The sequence below is a fragment of the Streptomyces sp. NPDC051738 genome (assembly GCF_044453205.1).
In the GTDB taxonomy this organism is placed as follows: Bacteria; Actinomycetota; Actinomycetes; order Streptomycetales; family Streptomycetaceae; genus Streptomyces.
Genome location: NZ_JBITCM010000017.1, coordinates 62,667 through 74,561, shown reverse-complemented (window position 1 = coordinate 74,561; position 11,895 = coordinate 62,667). Strand labels below are relative to the sequence as shown.

General features: G+C 71.8%; 8 protein-coding genes. 3 read left to right on the top strand and 5 right to left on the bottom strand.

The window, feature by feature from the left end:
• The first annotated feature begins 29 nt into the window (after window positions 1–29).
• On the top strand, window positions 30–323 hold the full coding sequence (locus tag ACIA8X_RS33595; RefSeq protein ID WP_393456799.1) for a hypothetical protein: 294 nt from the start codon (window positions 30–32) through the stop codon (window positions 321–323).
• A 329-nt stretch (window positions 324–652) separates the two neighbouring features.
• Here ACIA8X_RS33595 and ACIA8X_RS33590 read toward each other — a convergent pair whose 3' ends face one another.
• Both ACIA8X_RS33590 and ACIA8X_RS33585 read right to left on the bottom strand, forming a co-directional pair.
• Window positions 653–3,178, bottom strand: coding sequence for an ATP-grasp domain-containing protein (locus ACIA8X_RS33590; RefSeq protein ID WP_393456802.1), 2,526 nt, complete (start codon window positions 3,176–3,178; stop codon window positions 653–655).
• Between the two features lie 145 nt (window positions 3,179–3,323).
• Complete coding sequence (locus ACIA8X_RS33585) at window positions 3,324–3,788, bottom strand: DUF6174 domain-containing protein (protein ID WP_399459882.1); 465 nt, start codon at window positions 3,786–3,788, stop codon at window positions 3,324–3,326.
• A gap of 208 nt (window positions 3,789–3,996) precedes the next feature.
• Between ACIA8X_RS33585 and ACIA8X_RS33580 the strand changes: the two genes are divergently transcribed.
• A complete protein-coding gene (locus tag ACIA8X_RS33580) occupies window positions 3,997–4,764 on the top strand; it encodes a carbonic anhydrase (protein ID WP_393456808.1) in 768 nt (255 codons plus the stop codon).
• On the opposite strand, the gene ACIA8X_RS33575 is transcribed toward ACIA8X_RS33580, so the two are convergent.
• Window positions 4,710–5,264: a MarR family winged helix-turn-helix transcriptional regulator gene (locus ACIA8X_RS33575; protein WP_399459880.1), complete on the bottom strand. Its 555-nt coding sequence runs from the start codon at window positions 5,262–5,264 to the stop codon at window positions 4,710–4,712. The genes ACIA8X_RS33580 and ACIA8X_RS33575 overlap by 55 nt on opposite strands.
• Window positions 5,265–5,386: 122 nt before the next feature.
• Here ACIA8X_RS33575 and ACIA8X_RS33570 point away from each other — a divergent pair, with 122 nt between their 5' ends.
• Window positions 5,387–5,905, top strand: a complete 519-nt coding sequence (locus ACIA8X_RS33570; protein ID WP_393456814.1) for a YceI family protein — start codon at window positions 5,387–5,389, stop codon at window positions 5,903–5,905.
• On the opposite strand, the gene ACIA8X_RS33565 is transcribed toward ACIA8X_RS33570, so the two are convergent.
• Both ACIA8X_RS33565 and ACIA8X_RS33560 read right to left on the bottom strand, forming a co-directional pair.
• Window positions 5,883–7,583, bottom strand: coding sequence for a hypothetical protein (locus tag ACIA8X_RS33565; protein WP_399459933.1), 1,701 nt, complete (start codon window positions 7,581–7,583; stop codon window positions 5,883–5,885). The two genes, ACIA8X_RS33570 and ACIA8X_RS33565, sit on opposite strands and share 23 nt — an antisense overlap.
• A 148-nt stretch (window positions 7,584–7,731) precedes the next feature.
• Window positions 7,732–11,811, bottom strand: a complete 4,080-nt coding sequence (locus tag ACIA8X_RS33560) for a molybdopterin-dependent oxidoreductase (protein ID WP_399459879.1) — start codon at window positions 11,809–11,811, stop codon at window positions 7,732–7,734.
• Window positions 11,812–11,895 lie beyond the last annotated feature (84 nt).

Below are 11,895 nucleotides of genomic sequence, written 5' to 3'. Positions count from 1 at the left end.
CGCTCCCACCTCAGTCCATCGGAGAAGACATGCACAACCTTCGCAAGGCGGCAGTCCTGGTCGTCGCCCTCGGGAGCCTCGGACTCATGAGCGCCGGCACGGCCACCGCTCAGGGCCTCGACGGCAAGGGCAAGGGCGGTGACAAGTTCAGCGTGCTGCAGAGCTCCAACTGCAAGTCGCACGACCTGAACGTCGACGTCCTCGGCCAGGTCGGCGTGCTCAACGGCGCGCTGGGCAACGCGCTCAACGGTGAGGGCATCGCGGGTGGCCAGGACGGCACCCACCTGGGCTCGGCGATGGGCTGCGACAACAAGGCCTTCTAGGTTGTGCGGTGAAACGGGGATTCTCGCCACGTCCCATGCCGTGATGATCGCGGTGTGGGACGTGGGGATCCCGGATGAGCGCAGGCCCGTGTGGCACCGCGGTCGCCTGTTGCGCAGGTCGGCGTGCCGTCCGCATGTCGACGGAGGCTGATCGACGGGATCCGCCGGCGGGAGCGGACCGGTGCCGCACGGCGAGACCCACCGGTGGAGTACGGGCCGTGGCAGACGGTCCATGGGGTCCCGCCGACGGCAGCGCACCCCGCGGAAACCAGGCAGGGGCCCGACCCATGACAGTGGGTCGGGGCCCCTGCCCGGTGGTGCCGTCCGCGTCATGGGGTGAGCAGGGCCCGGGTCTTGTCCAGGATCTCCGCGCGCGGCCAGCCCGTCGTCCGGTGCAGCTCCTGAAGGTGCTTGACGGTCTGTCGCTCGTCCCCTTCGGCGAGGGTGAACACGACGATGTCGCCGTGACTGGTGTCGTCGATCACCAACTCATGGGCGGTGATGACGTTCAGACGAGCCATCAGCTCCGCGCGGACCGGGTCCGACAGGCGGTCGGGCGACAGGAACTCGATGGCCCATCCCGTACGGCGCACGGGAGCGGGGACGTAGCCGCCGCGAGCCATGTCCGCCAGCGCGCTGAACGTGTTCGTTCCGGAGGCGGCGCAGGACAGGGTGGTGGCGCCGCCGATCCGTGGGTTGATCTCCAGGACCACGTACCGGGAACCGGTGTAGATCATGTCCACGTTGACGGACCCCTGGACGCCGAGGTCCTCGCACAGGGCCACCAGCCCCGCCGCCACGGGTGCGAAATCGGCGTCCGCCCGCGGTCGGGGGCCGCACCAGCGCAGATCGGCGAAGGTGAACACGGGCTCGGTGCCCGCCGTGCCGGTCCAGCACACCGGCAGTACCCGGTACGCGCCGGGCTCGCCCACGATGTCCACCGAGCACAGCGCGCCGACGACGCACTCCTCGATCACCGCCGACACCTCGGGCGGATCGGCCAGGTACGCCTCCAGGGCCGCGGCGTCGGGCAGGGCCCTGATCCCCATGCTGGTCGAGTCCCACAGCGGCTTGGACAGGAGCGGGTGGCCGATGCGGGCGGCGGACGCGCGCAGGGCGTCCGCGTAGGCGGGTACGGCCACGCCGCGCCCGGCGAGCAGATCGGAGTCGACCTTGACGCCGCGTGGGGTGTCCAGGCCCGCGCGGACGAGGAGTTGCTTGGTCTCCCACTTGTCGCACAGGGTCAGGGTCGACCGGAGTGGAGTCATGACCGTGGGGACGCCTTGGGCGTCGAGGAGCTCCTTGACCGTCGCGTCCCGCAGGGCGTTCTCGCACGGCAGGGAGATCGAGACGGCGGCGTCCGCGCCCCACTGAACGACCTCCCGGGCCAGGTCGGCGGGGGTGACGGCGGGGTCGAGGCGGTGACGAGGGCCGGGGAAGTCCCCGTCGTCCGCGGTGCCGTGGGTGTGGAACAGGCAGCTCTCGATGCCGAGTTCGGCCAGGTCGCGGACGCAGCGCTGGATGTACGGGTGGGCGCGTCGGATCTCCACGGACCGCAGGAACGCGATCTTTCGCACGGGCTTCCGCACGGGCCTGGCCATGGACCAGCTCACCTTCACTCGGGTGCCGGCGATCACCCGCGAGGCAAGGCGGCGGGCTTCGTCGACGGACGCGGCCCGCGCCACGACATGGCCGACCCGGCCGGAACTGTCGGCCGGTTCCGGCACCCGCTGCCCGGGACGGATGTGGAGCCGGCTGTGGGTGCCGGGCACGTCGGGGATGACGACGCCCTCCAGTACCCCCGCCCGGTCGGGCAGCAGGAAGCGCACCGCGGCCGCCGCGTCCCGGGTCGGTGTCGTGTCCGGCACCCGGCCGGTCACGGCCCGCAGATAGGCGGCGGCCTCGCTGACGCCCGTCGCGGCCTCGACGATCTCGCAGATGTTGTCCCCGGGCAGCCGGGCCCCGGTCTCGATGACGATCGGCTCGCCGCCCGGAAGGATCTTCACCTCGGTGTGCGCGATGCCGTCGCGCACCCCGACGGCGAGCGCGGCACGCGCCGCGGCCTCCTGGACCGCCCGCACCGTGCGCGCGTCGAGCCCGGCGGGGCAGGAGTGCCCGGTCTCCACCCGGTACCGGCCCACCGTGGTGTCCTTGCGGACCACGGGCAGCGGGTACGGCACCCCCTCGTGCACGACGGTGTCGGCGGAGAACTCGTCACCGGGCACATAGCTCTGCAGCAGTACCCGCGAGTCCAGCGGCAGACCGTGCGGCTCGGCGTGGGTGACGAGCCCGGCGGCGGCCACCGCGGCGTCGAGCCCCTCCGGTCCGTCCACCACGCTCACGCCCCAAGAGCCGCCCTGCTCGGCGGGTTTGACGACGAGCGGCCAGCCCAGCCGGCCGGAGGCGGCGACATGATGGGCCTGCTCGGCGGTCGTGACCACCGCTTCCGCCGGGGCCGCCACGCCCGCCGCCCGGAACGCCTCCGCCATGGCGATCTTGTTGCGGGCCGCCTTGGCGCGCAGCGGGTCGTTGCCCGGCAGCCCGAGGCGCGCGGCGAGCAGGGCCGCCAGCGGGGTCAGCAACTCCCAGCAGGCCGCGACACCCCTGATGCGATGCGCGCGGCAGAACTTCTCCATGTCGTCCAACGCGCGTGCGGTGTCGGCCAGTTCGGTCAGGCACACCCCCGCGAGGCCGCGGGTCAGCCACGGCTCGTAGCCGGCGTGGACCCGCTCGTCGGTGGCCGCGTACAGCCGTATGCCCAGCCGGTCGGCGGCCTCCACGAGGAAGGGGCCCGCGTTGCCCAGGGGCTCGATCACCATCACGCCGGTCGTGCCCGGCTCGTCGCTGTTGTCCACACGCCCAGTGGATCGGTCGCGGCGGCGCACCGTCCATCGGGCCGTTCTCCGAAAACAACTCGCTGATGGCAGACCCGAGTTGGCCGAAGCCACAATGGTGCCGAAACATCACCGACGCGGTCGAGAAGGGGGACGCCGGAGGTCGTCAGCCCCCGGTCGGCTCGTAGGCGCTGATGACGTAGAGCGCCTCGTCGTCGATCGCGTTCTCCTCCCAGTCCAGGGAGATCCGCGCCGGATGCCCTTCGGCCGCGTACTCCGCCTCGGCCTTGTCCGCGTCGTCCCGCCGCGCCTGCTCCAGTTCGTCGAGGAGTTCCCCGATGGTGGGCACCGCGTCGGGGACATCCTCGACCACGCGCCGACCGCTGTCGTCCAGGCCCACCGCCTCGACCACGGCGCCGTCGCGGACCGTGATCCGGAAGGTGCCGAGCAACGTCCGCTCCCCTTCGGTCGATCGGAGCGTGTAGGCGTACGAGGCGGGCTCCTGCCAGGTGGCCCCGCCACCGGCCGGCGCGCTCTTCGATTCGGTGCCGCAGGCGGCGACCGCGCAGAGCAGTCCCGCAGTCAGCGCGGCCCTGGACACGGTACGGGCGGTGAGAGATACGGCGGTCATGGCGGCGGTCCCTTCGAAAGCGGCTGCTGCTACGACGCCGCTCGCCCACTGAACGTTCGCCCTGCCCGCATCCGCCAACGGGCCACGCTCCATGATTTGGACGCGTCCTTCCCGTGCGCTGCATCAGCCCTGTATGGGCGTTAACCGCTGCTTCGCAACAGTGGAAACACCCGCCCCACCAGGGCGAACACCAGAAGGGAAGAGTGCCATGGGCAGTGTCTCGCGACCGCAGCGCCGAGCGATTCTCACCGGAGGGCTCGTGGCCTCCGCGGCCATGATCACCGGCTGTTCGGCGAAGGCGGACACCGGCTCGGCGCAGAAGGCGACGGTCGCCGGAGGGTCGACTCCCTCCGCCGCCGCGGGTGCGCGGCCGGACTCGCCGTGGTCGGCGTTCGCGCGGCTGATGGAGGGCAACAAGCGCTGGGTGGACGGTGCGCTCCAGCACCCCGACCGTGACCCGAAGAGGCGTCAGTTCGTCGCCGAGGAGCAGAAGCCCTACGGCGTCATACTCTCCTGCATCGACTCCCGCGTGCCGCCGGAGCTGCTGTTCGACACCGGGATCGGCGACCTGTTCGTGATGCGCACCGGCGGCCAGGTGGTCGCCCCGGTCGTCACCGGTTCCGTCGAGTACGGGCCCATGACCGCGGGGACCCCGCTGATCGTCGTCCTCGGCCACCAGCGCTGCGGTGCGGTCAAGGCGGCGTACAAGGCACTGAAGGACGACAAGCCGCTGCCGGGCAACCTCCAGTCGATCGCCGAGGCCCTGCGCCCGGCCTACGAGGAGGTCGCCAAGCAGAAGCACACCGACCCGGTCGACGCCATGACCCGCGTCCACATCAAGCAGACCGCCGGCGCCCTGCGGACCAACGTCGATCTCTCCCCGCTGGTGAAGAAGGGCGACCTGGCCGTCGTCAGCGCCTACTACTCGCTCGACACGGGCCAGGTGGAGGTCCTCACCGGAGCGCCCTCCGCCTGACGCGGCGCCTCCCCGGCGAGGTCCGGCAGCAGATGGCACAGTGCCTCCCGCTGTTCCGCCCCGACGAAGCGCGCGAGGGCCGCCTTGACCGTCTCGCCGAGGATCTCGGAGGCCTCCGTCAGCAGGCGGCGGGCCTGCTCCGTGAGGGCGACCTCGACACCCCTCTTGTCGCCGCACACCGACCTGCGGTTGACGAGGCCGGCGTGCTGGAGGCAGGCGATCTGGTAGGTGAGCCGGGTCTTGGGCCGGCCGAGGAGTTCCGCGATGCGGGTCATGCGCAGGCTGCCCGCCGGGGGCTGCTCGGCCAGCAGGCACAGGATGAGGAACTCGTCGTGGGAGACGTCCAGCCGCTCCTTGACGACGGTCCGCAGCTGCTGCTCCACGGCCCCGGTCGCGGCCAGCAGCAGCATCCAGCCGCGCAGCTCGGCCGGGAGCAGGCCGCCGCCCTGGGCGGAGGGGCATTCGAGCTGGTCGGCGGGGTGTTCATCGGCGGCGGACATGGCTCGATTCTACCTGTCGTTCATTTTTGGACGAGGCACCCTCGGAATGGTTGTCCATATTTGGATTATGGGCTAGCGTGCAGTCATCCAAATTTGAACGACAAGGCCGCAGGAGAAGGATCATGACCGTCGCCGTCGAAACCGGGCTGTGGCAGCTCGACCCCACCGCCTCCACCGTCGCCGTCCGGCACCGGACGATGTGGGGCCTGGTCAACGTGAAGGGTGCCTTCGCCGCCGTCACCGGCACCGGCGAGGTGCGGCCCGACGGCTCCGCCGTCGGCACGATCACCCTGGATGTCGCCTCCCTGGACACCCGCAACGCCAAGCGCGACGAGCATCTGCGCTCCGCAGACTTCTTCGACGCCGCCAACCACCCCGAGATCACCTTCTCGGTCCGCAGCGCCGAACTCCGTGACGGCGACAGCGTGCACGTCGTCGGCCAGCTCACCGCCCGCGGCGTCAGCCGCCCCCAGTCCCTCACCGCACGCCTCGTCGGCGCGGACGCCGACGCGCTCACCCTGGACACCGAGTTCACCGTGGACCGCGAGCAGTTCGGCATGGGCTGGAACCAGCTCGGCATGATGCGCGGCCACGCCACGATCGCCGCCACCCTCCGCTTCACCCGGACCGCGGCAGCCTGACGTCGGCGCTCGACAGCGTCTGCGGTACGGCCGTGAAGGCCCGCAGCCGGATCCGCACGCCCGGACGGGGGAGGCGGAACACCCCTGGGGGAGGCCGGAGTTCATAGCGAGCCGTGGCGTGCGCGGGCAGCGTGGCCGGGCCGCGTACGACCGTCCAGTACGCGTTCGTGCCCTGGCCCGTGGTGAGCGTGAAGTGGGGCGCCAGGGCGTCGGCGTCCGTGTTGGTGACCTCCACCTCCAGGCGGGACACGGCGGCCCGCGTCGCCCACCGCACCGACGTCAGCCGCATGTCCAGCGGAGGCGTCCCGGTCGCCGCCCATGCCACGCTCGCCAGGGCCGGGGTGAGCAGCAGCGCGGCCGCCGCGATCCGGGCCGGCCTCCTGGCGAGCACGTGCGGGCGCGGCTGCCAGGCCGTGGCGAACTCCGACGCCGGCGCGGTGACGGCCGCCGCCAGCCACAGCGGCGTCATCATCACGTAGTAGCCGTCCTGCGACCGGGTCGCCACGAAGAACGCGCACCACGGCAGCACGGTCGCCGCGGGCCCGAGCCGCCGTACGAACACCACGAACAGCGCGAGCAGCCCCGCAGTCAGCAGCATGCTCGCGTGGGAGTACCAGTCGAGCCGGTCGCTGCCGTCGGTGAAGTACAGCGAGATGCCGACCACGCCCTGCCCGTGGATGATCGCGCCCTGCGTCAGCGGCAGCGCTATCCCCCGGATCCAGGTGCCCGGCTCGCTGACCACGAAGTACGTGTTGATCAGCAGCCATACGACCCCGGCGACCCCGATGATCCGCGCCACCACCAGCGCCGCCGCGCGTGCGCCCAGCTCCCCGCGCCGCACCGCGTAGATCCCGGTCAGCAGGAACGGCACCACGAACCACGGCAGTTGCTGCGCCGCGCACGCCGCCCCGACACACGCCGCCCGCGCCAGCCCGCCCGCACCGAGCCGCCCGCCCCGCCCGATCCGCGGCCACCGCACGACCACCGGCACCAGCAGGGCCAGCGCCACGATCGCCGGATAGCCGAGGCGGGCGTACGACGGCAGGAACCCGAAGCCGAGGCAGGCCATGGTCGCCGCCGACCGCCACGGTGTGGGCAGCAGCCGCCACAGCGCGACGGTGCCGGCCAGCAGGGCGGCCATGCTCACGACCGTCGCGGGCAGGGCCCCGTGCCCCAGCCACAGCAGGGGCGCGGTCAGCAGCGGGGTCAGGGGCGGATAGCCGTACGTGAAGTCGTAGCCGCCCGTGACCGTCGGGGTGAGCGCGACGCCGTGGCCGAACAACCAGGGCCAGGGCTGCCCGTAGACGGGATGCCCGGCGACCAGCGCACGGGCGGCCTGAGTGGTGAGGATCGCCTCGTCGCTGCCGCGGTGGTTCATCGCCCACCCGCAGAGCGCCAGCGTCACGGCGGTCACCAGGACGCACAGATCCACCCGCGCCAACGACCTCGCCCGCCGCACGACCGGCGCCAGTACCCCGCACGCCAGGATCGACGCGTAGCACGCCGAGATGGCGGCGGCCACGACGAGACGGTGGCTCGCCGCCTGCGTCCAGATCGCACGCGTGCCGATGAAGAGACTGATCGCCGCGAGGAGGGTGAGGACGCGGTGCCACTGGGCGGGGGATTCCGTTCCCGGGACGGCGGGCGCCGGCGACTGTGTCCCCCGGGCCGGTGTCACCGGCTGCTGTTCTGCCGACTGCACGCCACCGGACCGTAATCAGGCCTGGTGAGCGAGGCGCCGAGGGAGGTGAAGAGTCCGGTGTGAGGGGGGTGAGAAGATCCCTGGAGTATCCCGGAACCGTAGGTTCCGGGGTTCCCGGGAACCGTCAGTAGACGTCCCGCACGTACCGCTTCGCCGCCGCCAGCTGCTTCACGTACGCCGACGCCTCGGCCTCCGCCAGCCCACCGTGCGTGACCGCGATGTCCCGGAGCGCCTGGTCCACGTCCTTGGCCATGCGCGAGGCGTCGCCGCAGACGTAGAAGTGGGCGCCGTCCTGCAGCCAGCGCCACAGCTCCGGGCCGTGCTCGCGCATCCGGTCCTGGACGTACACCTTGTTGCGCTGGTCGCGGGAGAAGGCGGTGTCGAGGCGGGCGAGCGTGCCCTCGTCGAGCAGTTCGGTCAGCTCGTCCTCGTAGTAGAAGTCGCTGGTCCGGTGCTGCTCCCCGAAGAACAGCCAGTTGGGGGCCCGGTGCCCGAGCGCGCGCCGCTCCTGGAGGAAGCCGACGAACGGCGCGACACCGGTACCCGGGCCGACCATCACCATCGGCGTCGCGGCGTCCGCGGGCGGCCTGAAGTGCGGGGAGCGCTGCACGAAGACCGGCACCTCGGTGTCCTGCTCCGCGTCGGCGAGGAACGGTGAGCAGACGCCTCCGCGGGCCCGGCCGTGCAGGTTCTCGTACCGCACGACGGAGACCGTCAGCGAGACGCTGTGCGGGTCGACGAGCGGGCTGGACGATATGGAGTACAGACGCGGCTGGAGCTTCCTGAGCACCCCGGCCCACTCCACGGCGCCCGCCCGCACGGGGTGCTCCCCGATGACGTCCACGGCCTGCCGCCCCCAACTCCACTGCGCCAGCCGGTCCTTGTTGTCGGGACGCAGCAGCCGCCGCAACTCCCGGTCGTCGCGGACGCGTTCGGCGACGAAGCGGAGCAGATCCGAGGTGATCTTCGTGATGTCGAGGTGCCGGTGCAGGGCCTCGGCGAAGGGAACCTCGCCAACGCCGTCCAATTCCACGGCGGTCGACCCGTCCACGCCGGTCACCGCCAGCCATTCCTCCACCAGCGCCGACGAGTTGACCGGCCGGACGCCGAGCGCGTCGCCTGCCTCGTACGTCAGCGGAGTTCCGCTCGTGTCGAAGGTGAAGCGCCGCACCTCCTTGTCCGCGCCGGGCAGGCTGAGCAGCCGGTTGCCGACGAGGCGGGCGGTGGTGGGGGCGGGCTTGGCGGGGCGCGTGCTGGGCTTGGACGTCGGCTCGGGTGCCGGTGCCGTCGTGGTCGCCGTCGGAGCGCCGGCCGCCCCCGGCTCCAGCGCGGTGAGCACCTGGTCCAGCCAGGCGCCCGCCGACGGCTCGTAGTCCGGTTCGCAGTCGGTACGCGGCGCGAGCCGTACCGCCCCCAGCTCGTCGAGACGCGCGTCGAGCCGGCGCCCGTGCCCGCAGAAGTCGTCGTACGACGAGTCGCCGAAGGCGAGCACGGCGTACCGCACCCCGTCCAGCCGTGGCGCCCCCGTGTCGGACAGCGTGTCCCAGAAGCCCGACCCGTTGTCGGGCGCGTCACCGTCGCCGAACGTACTGGTGATGAAGAGGAGGTCGGCCGCGCGGGCGAGAGCGAGGACGTCGGCGTCCTCCATGCCGACGAGGGTGGCCCGGTGCCCCGCCGCGCCCAGCCGCTCGGCGGTGGCGGTGGCGAACTCCTCGGCGTTGCCGGTCTGCGAGGCCCACAGCACCACGACCTCACGCACCTCACGGCCATCACGCGTGACCGGCTCCGCTGCCGTCCGTGAGTACATCCCGGCCAGCACGCCGTTGACCCACATCGCGTGCTCGGGGCTGAAGGGCGCGTCCGGCGGCAGGACGGGGATGCCGGGCGCGCCGGTCCGGATGCCGGAGAGGAAGCCGGTCAGATAGAGGCGTTCCTGGGCGGTCAGCACGGGTGGCGGGGCGGGTTCCAGACCGAAGGGATCGGCCGAAGCGGCGGGATCGGCCGAGCCGGGGGTGACGGACGTCGGCGTCAGCGCTTCCACCGGCTCTTCCGGCACCGGAGCCGCCACCCGCGTCAGGGACACGGCGCACACCTTGAACTCCGGCTGGAAGGAGATCGGATCCACCGCGTCACTCGTCACCGCGTTGACGCTCAGATACTCACCGAACAGGTCGTTCCAGTGGAACGGCGCGAAACAGCCCCCCGGCCGCACCCGCTCCGTCACCACCGCCGGCAGCACCGCCCGCCCCCGCCGCGAGGCGACCTCCACCCGGTCCCTGTCGGCGATCCCCAGCGAACCCGCGTCCTCGGGATGCACCTCCACGAACGGCCCCGGGTTCAGCTTGTTGAGCTTGGCGACCCGCCCGGTCTTGGTCAGCGTGTGCCACTGGTGCTGCACCCGCCCGGTGTTCAGTACGAAGGGGTAGTCGTCGTCCGGCATCTCGGCGGGCGGCATGTGCGGCCGCGCGTGGAACGCGGCTCGCCCGCTCGCGGTCGGGAACCGCAGCCCGCCGTCCGCGTCGACGTACCGGATCGGATTGCGCTCGGGCCCGTCCACGTCGGCGGCCGGCCACTGCACGGGTGTGGCCCGCAGTCGCTCGTACGTCACCCCGCGCAGATCCCAGCCGGTCACCGGGTTCCAGGCCCGCCGTATCTCCTCGAAGACGTCCTCGGCACTGTCGTACGAGAACCCCTTCTCGTAGCCCATCGCACAGGCGACGGCCGCGATGATCCGCCAGTCCGCCATCGCCTCACCGGGAGGGTCGGCGACCGGCGCGGTCAGGGTGAGATTGCGCTCGCTGTTGACGAAGACGCCGTCGCCCTCGGTCCACAGGGCGCCGGGCAACACCACATCGGCGTAGGCGTTGGTCTCGGTCTCCCCGAAGACGTCCTGCGTGACGACGAACTCGGCGGCCTCGAGACCCTCGATGACCGTACGGCGGTTGGCGACCGAGGCGACCGGGTTGGTGCAGATGATCCAGCAGGCCTTGATCTCGCCGTCGGCCATCTTCTGGAACATCTCGACGGTGCCCTTGCCGACCCCGTCGGCGCGCAGGGTGCCCGGCGGCAGCTCCCACAGCTCCTCGACGAAGGCCCGCTCGGACTCGACGGCGACCGACCGCTGCCCCGGCAGCCCCGGCCCCATGTACCCCATCTCACGCCCGCCCATCGCGTTGGGCTGGCCGGTGAGGGAGAAGGGCCCGGAACCCGGACGGCAGATGGCCCCGGTGGCCAGATGCAGGTTGACCAGGGCGTTGGTGTTCCAGGTGCCGTGCGTGGACTGGTTGAGCCCCATCGTCCAGCAGCTCATCCACTCGCCCGCCTCGCCGATCAGCCGGGCGGCGGTGCGCAGGTCGTTCTCGTCGATGCCCGTGATCTCCGCCACGGCCGCGGGCGCGTAGTCGGTGAGGAACTCGGGCAGCGCCTCCCAGCCGTCGGTGTGGGCGGCGATGAAGTCGGGGTCGGTGTGGCCGTTCTCCACGAGCAGGTGCAGCAGGCCGTTGAGGAGGGCGAGGTCGGTGCCCGGCTTGACCTGCAGGAACAGATCGGCCTTGGCGGCGGTGGCGGTGCGTCGCGGGTCGACCACGATGAGCTTCGCGCCCGCCTTGACGCGCTCCATCATCCGCAGGAACAGAATGGGGTGGCAGTCGGCCATGTTCGAGCCGATGACCAGGAAGACGTCCGCCTTCTCGAAGTCGTCGTACGACCCGGGCGGCCCGTCGGCGCCGAGCGACAGCTTGTATCCCATGCCGGCGCTGGCCATGCACAGCCGCGAGTTCGACTCGATCTGGTTCGTCCGCACGAACCCCTTGGCCAGCTTGTTGGACAGGTACTGGGCCTCCAGGCTCATCTGCCCGGAGACATAGAAGGCGACCGCGTCCGGCCCGTGCTCGTCGATGATCGCGCGCAGCCGGCGGGCGGTCTCGGCGATGGCGTCGGCCATCGGGGCGGGCACCGGCTCCTCGCCCCGGTCGTCCCTGACCAGCGCGGTCGTCAGCCGCCCCGGCGCGGCCAGCATCTCGGCCGTCGTCGCGCCCTTCGTGCACAGCCGGCCCGCGTTCGCCGGGTGCGCCTTGTCGCCGGAGGCCTTCAGGACCGTACGCCGTCCGTCGGGCCCCATCCCGACGTCCAGCAGGATTCCGCAGCCGACCCCGCAGTACGTGCAGACCGTCCGGACCTGAGTCGTGGAGGTGGTCGAGGTCACGTGCTGCCCTTCTCCGGCGGTCGCGGTGGTACGTGAAGCGTACGAATTGCCCGTTACGTCGATGTCACATCCCTTGATCATGAG

Bases quoted from the DNA above. Each gene is read 5' to 3' on its own strand.
- ACIA8X_RS33595 (WP_393456799.1), top strand. From the start codon at position 30: ATGCACAACCTTCGCAAGGCGGCAGTCCTGGTCGTCGCCCTCGGGAGC.
- ACIA8X_RS33585 (WP_399459882.1), bottom strand. From the start codon at position 3,788: ATGACCGCCGTATCTCTCACCGCCCGTACCGTGTCCAGGGCCGCGCTG.
- ACIA8X_RS33580 (WP_393456808.1), top strand. From the start codon at position 3,997: ATGGGCAGTGTCTCGCGACCGCAGCGCCGAGCGATTCTCACCGGAGGG.
- ACIA8X_RS33575 (WP_399459880.1), bottom strand. From the start codon at position 5,264: ATGTCCGCCGCCGATGAACACCCCGCCGACCAGCTCGAATGCCCCTCC.
- ACIA8X_RS33570 (WP_393456814.1), top strand. From the start codon at position 5,387: ATGACCGTCGCCGTCGAAACCGGGCTGTGGCAGCTCGACCCCACCGCC.